The organism is Pseudomonas arabinosi, assembly GCF_047758675.1.
Taxonomy (GTDB): Bacteria; Pseudomonadota; Gammaproteobacteria; order Pseudomonadales; family Pseudomonadaceae; genus Aquipseudomonas; species Aquipseudomonas arabinosi.
In genome coordinates this window covers 2,681,106-2,696,889 of record NZ_CP180480.1, presented here as the reverse complement: position 1 = coordinate 2,696,889, position 15,784 = coordinate 2,681,106, and the positions used below count along the sequence as shown (strand labels likewise).

10 protein-coding genes, 2 tRNA genes and 3 rRNA genes are annotated in these 15,784 nt (G+C 57.4%); 4 read left to right on the top strand and 11 right to left on the bottom strand.

Annotated elements, in window-relative coordinates:
- Positions 1–3: 3 nt before the first annotated feature.
- The gene (locus tag ACMXYJ_RS12585) at positions 4–1,818 is read right to left on the bottom strand and encodes an ABC transporter ATP-binding protein (protein ID WP_415760056.1); all 1,815 of its coding nucleotides are present in this window, start codon (positions 1,816–1,818) and stop codon (positions 4–6) included.
- On the bottom strand, positions 1,815–2,834 hold the full coding sequence (locus tag ACMXYJ_RS12580) for an AraC family transcriptional regulator (RefSeq protein WP_415760055.1): 1,020 nt from the start codon (positions 2,832–2,834) through the stop codon (positions 1,815–1,817). Before ACMXYJ_RS12580 ends, ACMXYJ_RS12585 begins: the two co-directional genes overlap by 4 nt.
- A 165-nt stretch (positions 2,835–2,999) precedes the next feature.
- On the opposite strand from ACMXYJ_RS12580, the gene ACMXYJ_RS12575 reads away from it, so the two are divergent.
- The 4 genes from ACMXYJ_RS12575 (at position 3,000) to ACMXYJ_RS12560 (ending at position 5,587) form a co-directional block, all read left to right on the top strand.
- Positions 3,000–3,851, top strand: coding sequence for a 3-hydroxybutyryl-CoA dehydrogenase (locus ACMXYJ_RS12575; protein WP_415760054.1), 852 nt, complete (start codon positions 3,000–3,002; stop codon positions 3,849–3,851).
- A complete protein-coding gene (locus ACMXYJ_RS12570; protein ID WP_415760053.1) occupies positions 3,838–4,440 on the top strand; it encodes a TetR/AcrR family transcriptional regulator in 603 nt (200 codons plus the stop codon). Before ACMXYJ_RS12575 ends, ACMXYJ_RS12570 begins: the two co-directional genes overlap by 14 nt.
- A gap of 178 nt (positions 4,441–4,618) precedes the next feature.
- A complete protein-coding gene (locus ACMXYJ_RS12565) occupies positions 4,619–5,032 on the top strand; it encodes a VOC family protein (RefSeq protein WP_046048345.1) in 414 nt (137 codons plus the stop codon).
- 126 nt (positions 5,033–5,158) lie between these two features.
- Complete coding sequence (locus ACMXYJ_RS12560; RefSeq protein WP_008147926.1) at positions 5,159–5,587, top strand: hypothetical protein; 429 nt, start codon at positions 5,159–5,161, stop codon at positions 5,585–5,587.
- A gap of 73 nt (positions 5,588–5,660) precedes the next feature.
- On the opposite strand, the gene rrf is transcribed toward ACMXYJ_RS12560, so the two are convergent.
- The 9 genes from rrf to ACMXYJ_RS12515 all read right to left on the bottom strand — a co-directional run bounded on the left by rrf (position 5,661) and on the right by ACMXYJ_RS12515 (position 15,784).
- Positions 5,661–5,776: ribosomal RNA gene (rrf, locus tag ACMXYJ_RS12555) — 5S ribosomal RNA — on the bottom strand.
- A 152-nt stretch (positions 5,777–5,928) separates the two neighbouring features.
- Positions 5,929–8,820, bottom strand: a 23S ribosomal RNA gene (locus ACMXYJ_RS12550).
- Between the two features lie 250 nt (positions 8,821–9,070).
- A tRNA-Ala gene (locus ACMXYJ_RS12545) sits at positions 9,071–9,146 on the bottom strand.
- 27 nt (positions 9,147–9,173) lie between these two features.
- Positions 9,174–9,250: transfer RNA gene (locus tag ACMXYJ_RS12540), tRNA-Ile, on the bottom strand.
- Between the two features lie 83 nt (positions 9,251–9,333).
- A 16S ribosomal RNA gene (locus ACMXYJ_RS12535) occupies positions 9,334–10,872 on the bottom strand.
- Together the 16S, 23S and 5S rRNA genes with 2 tRNA genes alongside form the textbook arrangement of a ribosomal RNA operon.
- 586 nt (positions 10,873–11,458) lie before the next feature.
- A complete protein-coding gene (locus ACMXYJ_RS12530; protein ID WP_415760052.1) occupies positions 11,459–12,334 on the bottom strand; it encodes an SDR family oxidoreductase in 876 nt (291 codons plus the stop codon).
- Positions 12,335–12,360: 26 nt separating this feature from the next.
- On the bottom strand, positions 12,361–13,509 hold the full coding sequence (locus ACMXYJ_RS12525) for an acetyl-CoA C-acetyltransferase (RefSeq protein WP_415760051.1): 1,149 nt from the start codon (positions 13,507–13,509) through the stop codon (positions 12,361–12,363).
- 42 nt (positions 13,510–13,551) lie between these two features.
- Positions 13,552–14,607, bottom strand: a complete 1,056-nt coding sequence (locus tag ACMXYJ_RS12520; RefSeq protein WP_415760050.1) for an acyl-CoA dehydrogenase family protein — start codon at positions 14,605–14,607, stop codon at positions 13,552–13,554.
- A gap of 10 nt (positions 14,608–14,617) precedes the next feature.
- Positions 14,618–15,784 (bottom strand): acyl-CoA dehydrogenase family protein, encoded by a 1,167-nt coding sequence (locus ACMXYJ_RS12515; protein WP_415760049.1) that lies wholly within the window; start codon positions 15,782–15,784, stop codon positions 14,618–14,620.

Genomic DNA, 15,784 nt, shown 5'->3' with positions numbered 1-15,784 from the left:
GCGCTATCGGTAACCGCGGGCCTGCAAATCAAACAACTGCGCATAGCGCCCGCCCGCGGCCACCAGACTGTCGTGATCGCCCCGCTCAAGGATCGCACCCTGGTCCAGCACGATGATGTGGTCGGCATTGCGCACGCTGGAAAACCGGTGAGAGATCAGCAACGTCATCCGGCCCTCGGTGTGCTCACTGAAATGCTCGAATACCGCGGCTTCCGCAGCCGGGTCGAGTGCCGAAGTCGGCTCATCCAGAATCAGGATATCGGCGTCGCGCCGCATGTAGGCACGCGACAAGGCGATCTTCTGCCATTGCCCGCCGGACAGTTCCTGGCCCCCGGCGAACCACCGTCCCAATTGCGTGGCATACCCTCGATCCAGCCCCTCGATGAAGGGCGCGGCCATGCCCTCGGCGGCGGCGGCCTGCCAGCGCTGTTCATCGTTAAATGCCAGCGTGTCACCGACGCCGATGTTCTCGCCGACGGTAAATTGGTAGCGGATGTAGTCCTGAAAAATCACCCCGATGCGCCGCCGCAACGTGTCCTCTTCCCACGCTTGCAGATCGCTTCCGTCCAGCAGGATACGGCCCTGATCAGGACGGTACAGCCGCGTCAGCAATTTGATCAGCGTGGTCTTGCCCGAACCGTTCTCCCCCACCAGCGCCACACTGTGGCCGGGCACAAGGTGAAGATCGATGCCTTCCAGCGCGGCGCGACTGGCACCTGGATAACGGAAACCGACGTTCTCGAAACGCAGGCCATCGCCGGGGACCGCACCCACGGTAAGGCTGCCGATATCGACGACAACAGGCTCCGCCAGGTATTCATAAAGACTGGAGAGGTAAAGGCCATCTTCGTAGAGACCGCTGATGGCGCTCAAGCTACTGCTCACCGCCGTCTGCCCCTGCTTGAACAACACCAGGTACATGGTCATCTGACCGAGGCTGATATTGCCATGGACGGTATCCACCACCACCCACGCATAGGCCAGATAAAACGCTCCGGTGCCCAGTAGACCGAGGACAAATCCCCAGCCATCCCGACGTAATGTCAGGCGACGGTCTTCGGCATAGAGCCGCGCGAACGTCTCGCGATAACGCTTCAACAACAGCGGCGCGAAACCGAACAGTTTGACCTCTTTGATGTAGCCCTCGTGAGAGAGGAGCGTTTCGATGTAATTCTGTTGTCGACTCTCCGGCGCGCGGCGAGTGAACAGTCTGAAAGCATCACCGGAAAAATGCGCTTCGGCAAAGAATACCGGTAGTGCACCGACCACCAGCAGCACCAGCGCCCAAGGCGAAAAATGCACCAGCAACACGCCGAAGCTGATCAACACGATCAGGTTCTGGATCAGCCCCAACGACTTCATCACCAGCGCCAACGGCCGGGTCGAAGCCTCGCGGCGCACCCGAACCAGCTTGTCGTAAAACTCGGAATTCTCGAATTGCACCAGCGATAGCGTCTGGGCCTTCTCCAGAATCATCGTATTGACCTTCTGCCCCAACTGCACCCGCAACAGCGATTGCTGGACCGACAGCGCCCGCTGAGCCCCGGACAGCAACGCGAGCACGCCCGCTTCAAACAGCACGTAACGCACGACCGGCCACAACGGCGCACTGCCCTGTTGTGCGTGCAACTGCATGGCGGTGACGACCGCATCGACGATACGCTGGCCTAACCAGGCCGCCAGCGCTGGAAGCACACCGGCGATCAACGTCGCCAGCACCAATCCCAGAAACAGTCCACGAGACGTTGCCCAGACCAGCAGCAAAGCGCGTCTCGCCTGGTCGAGTAACGAGGTGAAACGATCAAGAACAGGGTTCACTCCGTGAGTTCCCCCTGATACCTCGCCCGATACCGTCCCGGACTTTCCCCCGTCCACTTCTTGAACGCCCGATGGAACGCACTCGGCTCCTGAAAGCCCAGCTGCTCGGCAATATCGCTGATACTCGCTCGGCTCTGGCGCAACTGTTCGAAGGCAACGCCACGCCGCACCTCGTCCTTGATCTCCTGATACGAACACCCTTCACGCTCCAGCTTTCGGCGGAAGGTGCTGGGGCTCAGGTGCTGTTCCAGGGCGAAGGCTTGCAAGGTCGGCCATTGACTGTAATGACTGTTGCGCAGGCGCTGATGGACCTGCGATGCCAGGCCATGCTGATTACGAAAACGGATCACCAGCCATTGCGGCGCAGTGCGCAAAAACACTTTCAGTGAGGCCAGATCCTGAACCACCGGCAGACGCAGATAATGGCTGGCGAATTCGATTTCGGTGCGCTCGGCGCCAAAGGTCAGGTTCGGTCCCCAGAGCAAACGGTCATCACTGAGCGACACACGCTCATGGCGAAAATCTGCGCGATCGATAGGGATGCGCCGCCCGCCGAGCCAGCAGAGCAGACTGATCATCAACACCAGAAACGTCTCCTCGCCCAAACGGCTGACGTCGCTGTTTGGCGAGTGGTTCTGCAGGCTGATCACCGCACGTTTGCCGCGCACCGTCAGCGTGCCGCGAAAGTCCTGGAGGAATAGCGCGAAATTGGCCAGGCACTGGCGCATGGCTTTGTGCAGGTCAGGTTCCTGAATCAATGCCCGGCAGATCAGCGCGAAACTGCCCGGCGGCATGCCATGGGAGTCGAGCCCGAAGAACTCATCGTTGAGCTCGCGGATCTGGATCAGCCACAACGCGGCAAACGCACTCGCCGGCACACGCGCAGTAGGCTGCTCCATCAACGCCGGGTCGATGCCAGCCTGTTCAAGCGCAGCCCTCTGACGTTGCGGATTGTTGCCCAGCCCATGGATCATCGCCTGCACGAAGTAGGCGGAAACCGAGTCCTTTTCCCGCATGTGAACGCTTCTCTCCCCATCACCCGAATGGCAAAAAACACCAGTGCCGTTGAACAGTTTCGGCATAGGACAACCGCCCTGCCGGCTCTAGACTCGCGGCCAATAGTACGCCTTCGGCCACTTCGGCGGCCAAGGTATCGCGGGATTTGATCGGAAGGACACAACATGAATCTGCAAAACATCGGCGTGATCGGCGCAGGCACCATGGGCAATGGCATTGCGCAAGTCTGCGCCTTGGCCGGTTTTAACGTGACCTTGCTCGACATCTCCGAGAGCGCCCTGCAAAAGGCCGTCGCAACCGTCAGTAAAAACCTCGATCGACAGATCGCCAAGGAAACGCTGACGCACGAGCAAAAGCTCGCCGCCCTCGACAAAATCCGCACCAGCACCGACTACAGCAACCTGCAGAACGTGCAACTGGTGATCGAAGCCGCGACCGAAAACCTCGAGCTGAAACTGCGCGTGCTGCAACAGATCGCCGCGCAGGTCAGCGACGATTGCGTGATTGCCTCCAACACGTCTTCGCTGTCCATCACCCAACTCGCGGCCAGCGTGAACCAGCCTGAGCGCTTCATCGGTCTGCACTTCTTCAACCCGGTGCCGGTGATGGGCCTGATCGAGGTGATTCGCGGTTTGCAAACCAGCGACGCCACCCACGCCCTGGCGCTGGACATGGCGACCACTCTCGGCAAAACCGCGATCACCGCCGGCAACCGTCCGGGTTTCGTGGTCAACCGGATTCTGGTGCCGATGATCAACGAAGCGATCCTGGTGTTTCAGGAAGGCCTGGCCAGCGCCGAAGATATCGACGCCGGCATGCGCCTGGGCTGCAATCAGCCGATCGGGCCGTTGGCGTTGGCGGACCTGATCGGCCTGGACACCGTGCTGGCGATCCTCGAAGCCTTCTACGACGGCTTCAACGACAGCAAGTACCGCCCTGCTCCACTGCTCAAGGAAATGGTCGCCGCCGGTTACCTGGGGCGCAAAACGGGGCGTGGCTTCCATGCCTATGCCTGAGCGTTGCTCGCGCTTTGCCGAGTACCGGGACAAGGTGCTGGAGCTGTTCGCCTGCAAAGGTTTCGGACAGGTCGGCATGCGTGAGCTCGCGACCTGCCTGGGGCTCGCCCCCGGCTCGTTGTATCACCATTACCCCAGCAAACAGCACTTGCTGCTCGACCTGATCGAAGAGTTCTACGAAGAGCTGTTGGCAACCTTGGGGCGGATCGAGCAAAAGGCGCCGGCAAAACGTGACAAACTCCATGCCCTTATCCGAGCGCATTTGAACCTGCATCAGGAGATGCCCTGGCATTTTCGTCTGGCAGAGCGTGACAGCGGCTGCCTGAATGAAGAACAACAGGAACGGGTTCGGCAGCTGCGCGAGCAATACGAGCGCAAATTGCTGCTGATGCTCGGGGCCCGATCCCGCTTCAGTGTACAGGGTTTGCTGGCCGCCGGACATGCAATCGCAAACTTACTCAACAGCGCACCCGGCTGGTTGGCGCAACATTCGCTGGATGAGCGAGAGCGCGTTGAGCTGTTGGAGAGTCTGGTGAGTGGAGCCATCGAACGTTTGCTACGCCCCGCGGCTCCACGGGCAGTAGCTTGAGGGCCTTGGATCATTACCTAGGCGCTAGAAGCCATAAGCCACGCCGCTTCAATAGAAAAAACATCTAAACAATTCCTGCCAATCACGACATCTAACGCTTTGCTAAAGGGAGCCCAATCACTGCGGAGCCGGAGGTGAATTCAGCCTCCCTCCGCTTCTTCGTTACCGGGAGCAAAGCATGAAAATCAATCCCTACCTGATCTTCAACGGCGATTGCAAAGCCGCCTTCACCTTCTACGCCCAAAGCCTGCCAGGTCAGATCGAAGTCATGATGACCTTCGGCGAAAGCCCCGCGCGCGAGCACTTTCCGACGGACTACCACAACCTGATCATCCACACCCGTCTGCTGGTGGGCGATCAGGCGATCATGGGCTCGGACACAACACCTGATCGCCCTACTGACGAAATGAGCGGCTGTTCGGTTTCGCTGAATGTCGACAGCATTGCGGAGGCTGAACGGGTCTTCGCTGCATTGTCGGAAGACGGCAGTGTTCAAATGCCACTGGAAGCGACGTTCTGGGCAGCACGCTTCGGCATGTTGGTTGATCGGTTTGGTGTGTCGTGGATGGTGAATTGCGAAAAGGATCAGTGAAACTCATTTTCTCAAGGCATGAAAAAGCCCAACCTGAAAAGGTTGGGCTTCTGGAAACTGCCGGACTGTCTGCTACCGTCAACACGCTACCTCATACAGCAGCGGATTGTTCGGAGGAACCCCACTATGCCTGCCCATGACGTGCCTTGGTCCACTCGTTTCAAACTGTCACTGCTGGCTGGAGGTCTCACCGCCACTCTGCTCGCGCTGAGTGGGTGCGCCACCGTCGACGCCCAGACCACTGCCTATGTGGGCGTGGAGCATCCCGCGCCGACGCTCGCCAGCGAGGTCGTGGTGCTGCGCACCGAGCCTCTTCGCCCTCACGTCCGATTGGGTGAGGTGGTCATCGACGCGAGCGTCGAGCCTGCTCCTCCCATCACTCAGGTAGAAGAAAAACTACGCGAAGAGTCCGCCAAGCTCGGCGGCGATGCCGTGGTGGTGGTCTACGACCATATCCAACCGGTGGGCGCCTATGTCAACGGTCCACTGTGGGCCCGCGACGTAAAAACCATCGAAGGTAGGAAACTCAAAGGGATTGTGATCAAGTACCGGTAATGTCCGTTCGCACTTTCCTGCGGGCAAAACAAAACCCCTACCTGCATACGCAGATAGGGGTTTCGGAATTTAATCTTGACGATGACCTACTCTCACATGGGGAAACCCCACACTACCATCGGCGATGCATCGTTTCACTGCTGAGTTCGGGATGGGATCAGGTGGTTCCAATGCTCTATGGTCGTCAAGAAATTCGGTAGCCAGGTCGTTTACCTTTCGGTTCACGCTCCAGCGAATGGGTATGCGATAGTTGGGTGTTTTGTGAGTATCTCGAACTTTCGGTTCGTTTCGTCTTCACACACCGCAATCTGGCCTTTCGACGCAAATTGCTTGGGTGTTATATGGTCAAGCCTCACGGGCAATTAGTATTGGTTAGCTCAACGCCTCACAGCGCTTACACACCCAACCTATCAACGTCGTAGTCTTCGACGGCCCTTCAGGGGACTCAAGGTCCCAGTGAGATCTCATCTTGAGGCTAGTTTCCCGCTTAGATGCTTTCAGCGGTTATCTATTCCGAACATAGCTACCCGGCAATGCCACTGGCGTGACAACCGGAACACCAGAGGTTCGTCCACTCCGGTCCTCTCGTACTAGGAGCAGCCCCTCTCAAATCTCAAACGTCCACGGCAGATAGGGACCGAACTGTCTCACGACGTTCTAAACCCAGCTCGCGTACCACTTTAAATGGCGAACAGCCATACCCTTGGGACCGGCTTCAGCCCCAGGATGTGATGAGCCGACATCGAGGTGCCAAACACCGCCGTCGATATGAACTCTTGGGCGGTATCAGCCTGTTATCCCCGGAGTACCTTTTATCCGTTGAGCGATGGCCCTTCCATACAGAACCACCGGATCACTAAGACCTACTTTCGTACCTGCTCGACGTGTCTGTCTCGCAGTCAAGCGCGCTTTTGCCTTTATACTCTACGACCGATTTCCGACCGGTCTGAGCGCACCTTCGTACTCCTCCGTTACTCTTTAGGAGGAGACCGCCCCAGTCAAACTACCCACCATACACTGTCCTCGATCCGGATAACGGACCTGAGTTAGAACCTCAAAGTTGCCAGGGTGGTATTTCAAGGTTGGCTCCACGCGAACTGGCGTCCACGCTTCAAAGCCTCCCACCTATCCTACACAAGCAAATTCAAAGTCCAGTGCAAAGCTATAGTAAAGGTTCACGGGGTCTTTCCGTCTAGCCGCGGATACACTGCATCTTCACAGCGATTTCAATTTCACTGAGTCTCGGGTGGAGACAGCGCCGCCATCGTTACGCCATTCGTGCAGGTCGGAACTTACCCGACAAGGAATTTCGCTACCTTAGGACCGTTATAGTTACGGCCGCCGTTTACCGGGGCTTCGATCAAGAGCTTCGCGTTAGCTAACCCCATCAATTAACCTTCCGGCACCGGGCAGGCGTCACACCCTATACGTCCACTTTCGTGTTTGCAGAGTGCTGTGTTTTTAATAAACAGTCGCAGCGGCCTGGTATCTTCGACCGGCATGGGCTTACGCAGTAAATGCTTCACCCTCACCGGCGCACCTTCTCCCGAAGTTACGGTGCCATTTTGCCTAGTTCCTTCACCCGAGTTCTCTCAAGCGCCTTGGTATTCTCTACCCAACCACCTGTGTCGGTTTGGGGTACGGTTCCTGGTTACCTGAAGCTTAGAAGCTTTTCTTGGAAGCATGGCATCAACCACTTCGTCACCCAAAGGGTAACTCGTCATCAGCTCTCGGCCTTAGAATCCCGGATTTACCTAAGATTCCAGCCTACCACCTTAAACTTGGACAACCAACGCCAAGCTGGCCTAGCCTTCTCCGTCCCTCCATCGCAATAACCAGAAGTACAGGAATATTAACCTGTTTTCCATCGACTACGCTTTTCAGCCTCGCCTTAGGGACCGACTAACCCTGCGTCGATTAACGTTGCGCAGGAAACCTTGGTCTTTCGGCGTGGGTGTTTTTCACACCCATTGTCGTTACTCATGTCAGCATTCGCACTTCTGATACCTCCAGCAAGCTTCTCAACTCACCTTCACAGGCTTACAGAACGCTCCTCTACCGCATCACCTAAGTGATACCCGTAGCTTCGGTGTATGGTTTGAGCCCCGTTACATCTTCCGCGCAGGCCGACTCGACTAGTGAGCTATTACGCTTTCTTTAAAGGGTGGCTGCTTCTAAGCCAACCTCCTAGCTGTCTAAGCCTTCCCACATCGTTTCCCACTTAACCATAACTTTGGGACCTTAGCTGACGGTCTGGGTTGTTTCCCTTTTCACGACGGACGTTAGCACCCGCCGTGTGTCTCCCATGCTCGGCACTTGTAGGTATTCGGAGTTTGCATCGGTTTGGTAAGTCGGGATGACCCCCTAGCCGAAACAGTGCTCTACCCCCTACAGTGATACATGAGGCGCTACCTAAATAGCTTTCGAGGAGAACCAGCTATCTCCGAGCTTGATTAGCCTTTCACTCCGATCCACAGGTCATCCGCTAACTTTTCAACGGTAGTCGGTTCGGTCCTCCAGTTAGTGTTACCCAACCTTCAACCTGCCCATGGATAGATCGCCCGGTTTCGGGTCTATTCCCAGCGACTAGACGCCCTATTAAGACTCGCTTTCGCTACGCCTCCCCTATTCGGTTAAGCTCGCCACTGAAAATAAGTCGCTGACCCATTATACAAAAGGTACGCAGTCACCCAACAAAGTGGGCTCCCACTGCTTGTACGCATACGGTTTCAGGATCTATTTCACTCCCCTCTCCGGGGTTCTTTTCGCCTTTCCCTCACGGTACTAGTTCACTATCGGTCAGTCAGTAGTATTTAGCCTTGGAGGATGGTCCCCCCATATTCAGACAAAGTTTCTCGTGCTCCGTCCTACTCGATTTCATGACTAAGAGATTTTCGCGTACAGGGCTATCACCCACTATGGCCGCACTTTCCAGAGCGTTCCGCTAATCTCAAAGCCACTTAAGGGCTAGTCCCCGTTCGCTCGCCACTACTAAGGGAATCTCGGTTGATTTCTTTTCCTCAGGGTACTTAGATGTTTCAGTTCCCCTGGTTCGCCTCTTAAGCCTATGTATTCAGCTTAAGATAACCATCTTATGATGGCTGGGTTCCCCCATTCAGACATCTCCGGATCAAAGTCTGTTTGCCGACTCCCCGAAGCTTTTCGCAGGCTACCACGTCTTTCATCGCCTCTGACTGCCAAGGCATCCACCGTATGCGCTTCTTCACTTGACCATATAACCCCAAGCAATCTGGTTATACTGTGAAGACGACATTCGCCGAAAATTCGATAATACTCAATTAAGAGCAACTCACAAATTTTACCTTAGCCTGATCCAACACCAGTGAAAGTGTTGTCCAGTCTATCTTTCTATCACATACCCAAATTTTTAAAGAACGATCTAATCCAAAGACTAGAAATCAACATTCACCATCATCACGATGGAATGCTCATTTCTAAGCTTTCAACAAACAGAAGCAGTAGTGGTGGAGCCAAACGGGATCGAACCGTTGACCTCCTGCGTGCAAGGCAGGCGCTCTCCCAGCTGAGCTATGGCCCCGTATTTCTACAGGTTCCCACACAAAATTGGTGGGTCTGGGCAGATTCGAACTGCCGACCTCACCCTTATCAGGGGTGCGCTCTAACCAACTGAGCTACAGACCCAATTTCGGGCTGCTTCTTTATCGTCTTCTTCAATGAATCAAGCAATTCGTGTGGGAGCTTATGGAGCAGCTGATGTCGTCGATTAAGGAGGTGATCCAGCCGCAGGTTCCCCTACGGCTACCTTGTTACGACTTCACCCCAGTCATGAATCACACCGTGGTAACCGTCCTCCCGAAGGTTAGACTAGCTACTTCTGGTGCAACCCACTCCCATGGTGTGACGGGCGGTGTGTACAAGGCCCGGGAACGTATTCACCGCGACATTCTGATTCGCGATTACTAGCGATTCCGACTTCACGCAGTCGAGTTGCAGACTGCGATCCGGACTACGATCGGTTTTCTGGGATTAGCTCCACCTCGCGGCTTGGCAACCCTCTGTACCGACCATTGTAGCACGTGTGTAGCCCAGGCCGTAAGGGCCATGATGACTTGACGTCATCCCCACCTTCCTCCGGTTTGTCACCGGCAGTCTCCTTAGAGTGCCCACCATGACGTGCTGGTAACTAAGGACAAGGGTTGCGCTCGTTACGGGACTTAACCCAACATCTCACGACACGAGCTGACGACAGCCATGCAGCACCTGTCTCAATGTTCCCGAAGGCACCAATCCATCTCTGGAAAGTTCATTGGATGTCAAGGCCTGGTAAGGTTCTTCGCGTTGCTTCGAATTAAACCACATGCTCCACCGCTTGTGCGGGCCCCCGTCAATTCATTTGAGTTTTAACCTTGCGGCCGTACTCCCCAGGCGGTCAACTTAATGCGTTAGCTGCGCCACTAAGAGCTCAAGGCTCCCAACGGCTAGTTGACATCGTTTACGGCGTGGACTACCAGGGTATCTAATCCTGTTTGCTCCCCACGCTTTCGCACCTCAGTGTCAGTATCAGTCCAGGTGGTCGCCTTCGCCACTGGTGTTCCTTCCTATATCTACGCATTTCACCGCTACACAGGAAATTCCACCACCCTCTACCATACTCTAGCTTGTCAGTTTTGAATGCAGTTCCCAGGTTGAGCCCGGGGATTTCACATCCAACTTAACAAACCACCTACGCGCGCTTTACGCCCAGTAATTCCGATTAACGCTTGCACCCTCTGTATTACCGCGGCTGCTGGCACAGAGTTAGCCGGTGCTTATTCTGTCGGTAACGTCAAGACACCAACGTATTAGGTTAATGCCCTTCCTCCCAACTTAAAGTGCTTTACAATCCGAAGACCTTCTTCACACACGCGGCATGGCTGGATCAGGCTTTCGCCCATTGTCCAATATTCCCCACTGCTGCCTCCCGTAGGAGTCTGGACCGTGTCTCAGTTCCAGTGTGACTGATCATCCTCTCAGACCAGTTACGGATCGTCGCCTTGGTGAGCCATTACCTCACCAACTAGCTAATCCGACCTAGGCTCATCTGATAGCGCAAGGCCCGAAGGTCCCCTGCTTTCTCCCGTAGGACGTATGCGGTATTAGCGTCCGTTTCCGAGCGTTATCCCCCACTACCAGGCAGATTCCTAGGCATTACTCACCCGTCCGCCGCTCGCCACCAGGTACAAGTACCCGTGCTGCCGCTCGACTTGCATGTGTTAGGCCTGCCGCCAGCGTTCAATCTGAGCCATGATCAAACTCTTCAGTTCAAACATCTTTGGGTTTTTAAGAAACCCTAAACTTGGCTCAGCAATCGTTGGTTACATCTTTGATTTCTCGCGGAGTAACTTGTGATGCTGATAATCTTGCTGACTATCAGTCTGACTCCACAAGCACCCACACGAATTGCTTGATTCAGTTGTTAAAGAGCGGTTGGTTAAGATCTTTCGTCTCAACCGAGGCGCGCATTCTACAGCAGCCTCTGTTACTGTCAAGCGGTTATTTTCGAAGCTTTCAAAGTTTCCTTTGCAACTTCAACCACTTGCGCTTTCGATCTCTCGTTAGCGGGAGGCGAATTCTACAGCGTTAGTCGCTGCTGTCAACACCTCTTTTTCAACCCCTTTCGCGCTTCGATGACCTGAAGCAACTCACTGCCGAAAACTGCGTAACTCATTGTTTACCAAGGAGTTTTCCGTTTCGACTGCGCCGGAAGTGGGGCGAATTATAGACTTCCAGAATCTGCCGTCAACCCCTAATTGAGTTTTTCTATCAATCACGTTCAGAGCGCCGGAAAACAGCCGTTTCTCCTCTATATAGAAGAGCGAAACGAATCCTTCTATATAGAGGGCGGCCCAATCAGCTGCCGTACACTTTCGCCGCCGGCACCGCCCGGGCCATCAATTGCTCTACCGCCTGCCCCACCTCGCCCAACGCCCAACGCCCTTGCCTGTCCAGTTCCGGACCTCTACGCCAGCCGTCGGCAATCGACAACTTGCCGCCCTCGACTTCGAACATCTGCCCGTTCACCGCACTGGACGCTTGCGAGCCGAGCCAGACCACCAACGGCGCAACGTTTTCCGGAGCGAAGTAGTCGAAGCCCTCTTCGGGTTTTCTCATGGTGTCGGCGAACACCTGCTCGGTCATTCCGGTGCGCGCGGCCGGGGCCAGGGCGTTGACGGTTATGCCATAGCGACCCAGTTCGGCCGCCTGCACCAGAGTCAAAGCAGCGATACCGGCCTTGGCAGCGGCATAGTTGGACTGACCGATAGAGCCCTGCAAACCGGCCCCGGAACTGGTGTTGATGATCCGCGCACTCAGCTGCGAACCACCCTTGGCCTGCTCGCGCCAGTAACGCGCGGCGTGGCTGGCGATACAGAAGTGGCCTTTGAGGTGCACGGCCACCACCGCATCCCAGTCTGCTTCGGTGAGGCTGGCGAACATGCGGTCGCGACAGATGCCGGCGTTGTTGACCACCACGTCCAGGCCGCCGAAGGTTTCGATCGCCTGGCGCACGATCAACGCCGCATCGTCGTAGCGGGTGATGTCGTTGCTGTTGGCCACGGCGCTTCCACCCTGCCCGAGAATTTCGCCGACCACGGCCAGCGCCGCTTCACGGTTGATATCGTTGACCACCACTTTAGCGCCCTCGGCGGCGAAGGCCAGCGCATAGGCCCGGCCCAGACCACCGCCGGCACCGGTGATGATCACTACGCGGTTCTCACAGATTTTCATGTTCCTGCTCCCTTCAAATACATCGCTTACAAGCGTTCGATAATCGTCACGTTGGCCTGGCCGCCGCCTTCGCACATGGTCTGCAAGCCGAAGCGTCCCCCGCTGCGCTCCAGTTCATGCAACAGCGTGCACATCAACCGGGTGCCGGTGGCGCCCAACGGATGGCCGAGGGCAATCGCCCCGCCGTTGACGTTGGTCTGCTCGTGCGGATAACCGGTCTCTTTGAGCCAGGCCATCGCGACCGCGGCGAAGGCTTCGTTAATCTCCACCCGATCGATGTCTTCCAGCTTCATCCCGGCTCGCTTGAGTGCGTAAGCGGTGGCGGGGATTGGAGCTGTGAGCATCCAGATCGGGTCTTCGGCGCGCACGCTGAGGTGGTGGATACGCGCGCGCGGTGTCAATCCATAGCGTTTGAGTGCCGCTTCAGAAACGATCAGCATCGCGCTGGCCGCGTCGCAGGTCTGGCTGGACACTGCTGCGGTCACCCGGTCGCAGCCAAACAGCACGTCCAGTTCGGCCATTTTCGCCAGGCTGGTCTGGCGCGGTGTTTCGTCGTGCACGATTCCGGCCAGTGGCACGATTTCCCGGTTGAACCGCCCTTGCTCGATGGCCCGCAATGCCCGCTGATGGGACTCCAGTGAATAGGCTTCCAGTAGTTCGCGGGATAACCCCCACTTCTCGGCAATCATCTGCGCCGAACGAAATTGAGTCGGCGGTTGTGCGCCATAGCGCCGGACCCAACCTTCGGAGCCGCTGAACGGATCTCTGAAGCCCAGCGGTTCAGCGGCAATCATCGCCGAGGAAATAGGAATCTGGGTCATGGTTTGCACGCCGCCGGCGACGACCACATCCTGGGTGCCGCTCATCACCGCTTGCGCAGCAAAGTGCACCGCTTGCTGGGATGAACCGCACTGGCGATCGATGGTGGTGCCGGGTACCGCCTCCGACAGGCCGGCGGCCAGCCAACTGGTGCGGGCAATGTCCCCGGCCTGCGGGCCGATGGTGTCGACACAGCCGAAGATCACGTCGTCGTAATCGTCATCGGGGATGTCGTTGCGCTCGACCAGCGCACGCAAGACGTGGGCGCCCAGATCGGCGGCGTGAATCTGGCTCAAACCACCTTTGCGCCGCCCGGTGGGTGTACGCAGGGCGTCGACAATATAGGCTTCAGGCATGGTGTACCTCGGGGTAAATGTTGACGTCAGGCACAGTCGCCGTCAGAAAGTTTTTCCAGCACCCAGTGCTGGATTGCCGTCGAACAAGGCCGCGCGGATCCGCCCTTTATGATGGCCGCGCCCCCCCCAGACCTTGTCCAGCGCCCAGGCCCGCTTCATGAACAAATGCAGATCGACTTCCCAGGTGTAACCCATGGCGCCATGAGCCTGAATGGTGTTTTTCGCGGCGAGCATTGCCGCTTCCGCCGTCGCCAGTTTGGCGTGGGACACCAGCACGTCTTGCCCCGGTTGCTGCTCGGCCACTGCGTAGGCCGCGCGATACAGCGGCCCTTTGGCAAACTCGATCTGCACCGCGACGTTGGCCATCAAATGCTTGACCGCCTGAAACGAACCCACCGGTTTGCCGAACTGTTTGCGTTCAAAGGTGTAATCCACCGCGAGGTCGACCATGCGCTTGGCCAGCCCCAGCATTTGCGCAGCACAGCCCAGCGCGCCACGATTAAACGCGGCTGCCCACAAGCGCCGGCCCTGTTCGCCAGCGGCCACGCAGGTGGCGGACGTTGGCACCCAGTCGACCTGAAACAGCTGACGACTGGGATCGACCGACACATTGCGGGTCAGGCGCACTGCGCCAGGTTCGACCGCATGCACCTCATCGCCATGAGCCAGCAACAGCAAATCGGCGACATGAGCATCGCTGACCAGCGGATTACCCGGTTCGGCAATCGCCAGTCGCGCACGGCCTTGTGCGACGCGCGCCAGCCAGTGCTGTTTGAGCACCGCGTGGCTTTCATCAAGGGCGGCGAGCAACGGCACGCCGATCAGCATCGTGTCCACCAGCGGCTCGGGCAGACCGGCATAACCACATTCCTGAGCGAGCAGAATGAAGTCCAGCTCATTCATGCCCATCCCGTCTTGCTCTTCGGGAACGGTCAGCGCAGTCAGGCCCAACTCCACCAATTGCGCCCAGAGCTGATCGCTGCGCCCGCTGTCGCTGAGCCACAACTCGCGAATGCGCTCTGGAGTGACCTCGTTGATCAGAAAACTTCTGACGTTGTCCTGGAACAGCAACTGGTCGCGGCTGAAACTAAAGTCCATGGTCTATTCCTCAGGCACGCGGCATGCCGAGCATGCGTTCGGCAATGATGTTGCGTTGGATCTCGTTGGTGCCGGCATAGATCGGTCCGGCCTGGGCAAACAGAAAACCTTCCAGCCAATGACCGACATCGCCCGCAGCAGGCGCTTCGGGCAGCAGCTCGCCACGCAAGCCGAGAATGCTCATGGCGGTGTCGTGCATGCGCTGATCGAGTTCCGACCAGAAGATTTTGTTGGTCGAAGACTCCGGCCCGATCTTGCCGCCCTGCACCAGTTTCGAGGCGGTCATGTAGGTGCTCAGGGTGTAAGCCTCGGCGTCCAGCCAGGCGCGCATCACCGACTCGCCAATGGCCGGGTCGCGGTCAGCCTGCTCGCGATTGGCCTGGTACAGCTGCACCAGTCGCCGAGCGGTTTCCTGAAAACGCGCGGGTGAACGCAGCAACAAACCACGCTCGAACCCGGCGGTGGACATCGCCACATGCCAACCCATGCCCTCGCCACCCAGCGCGTTTTCCACCGGAACCTTGACGTCGTCGAAGAAAATCTCGGCGAACCCGGGCAAGCCATTGAGCTGAGGAATCGGCCGTACCGTGATCCCCGGACTGTCGAGCGGCAGCAGAATAAACGTCAGGCCCTGATGGCGCTGCGAATGAGGGTCGGTGCGGAAAATACCGAATACCCAGTCAGCCCACACGGCGCGAGTCGACCAGGTTTTCTGGCCGTTGATCACGTAATGGTCGCCCACCCGTTCGGCCTTCGAGCGGATCGCCGCCATGTCGGAGCCGGCGCCTGGTTCGGACCAGGCCTGGGCCCAGATGTCTTCGCCAGTGGCCATACGCGGCAAAAAGCGCGCTTTCTGTTCCTCGCTGCCATATTCCATCAGCGTCGGGCCGAGCAGGAAGATGCCGTTCTGGTTAACCCGTGCAGGCGCGCCAGAGCGGTAGTACTCCTCCTCGAAGATCAACCACTCGATCAAGTCGCAACCGCGCCCGCCGAGATCGATCGGCCAGGTGACCATGCCCCAGCGACCGTCGTTAAGCCGGTTTTCCCAGGCTCGGTGCTCGGCAAAGCCTTGCTCGGTGTCGAACGATTGCAGCGGTTCACGGGGTACATTGGCCGCCAGCCAGGTCCGCGCCTCGGCGCGAAAGGCCTGCTGGGCCGGGGTGTATGTCAGGTCCAT

Coding starts and splice junctions, on each gene's coding strand:
- ACMXYJ_RS12580 (WP_415760055.1), bottom strand. CDS start 2,834: ATGCGGGAAAAGGACTCGGTTTCCGCCTACTTCGTGCAGGCGATGATC.
- ACMXYJ_RS12575 (WP_415760054.1), top strand. CDS start 3,000: ATGAATCTGCAAAACATCGGCGTGATCGGCGCAGGCACCATGGGCAAT.
- ACMXYJ_RS12570 (WP_415760053.1), top strand. CDS start 3,838: ATGCCTATGCCTGAGCGTTGCTCGCGCTTTGCCGAGTACCGGGACAAG.
- ACMXYJ_RS12565 (WP_046048345.1), top strand. CDS start 4,619: ATGAAAATCAATCCCTACCTGATCTTCAACGGCGATTGCAAAGCCGCC.
- ACMXYJ_RS12560 (WP_008147926.1), top strand. CDS start 5,159: ATGCCTGCCCATGACGTGCCTTGGTCCACTCGTTTCAAACTGTCACTG.
- ACMXYJ_RS12530 (WP_415760052.1), bottom strand. CDS start 12,334: ATGAAAATCTGTGAGAACCGCGTAGTGATCATCACCGGTGCCGGCGGT.
- ACMXYJ_RS12525 (WP_415760051.1), bottom strand. CDS start 13,509: ATGCCTGAAGCCTATATTGTCGACGCCCTGCGTACACCCACCGGGCGG.
- ACMXYJ_RS12520 (WP_415760050.1), bottom strand. CDS start 14,607: ATGGACTTTAGTTTCAGCCGCGACCAGTTGCTGTTCCAGGACAACGTC.
- ACMXYJ_RS12515 (WP_415760049.1), bottom strand. CDS start 15,784: ATGGACCTGACATACACCCCGGCCCAGCAGGCCTTTCGCGCCGAGGCG.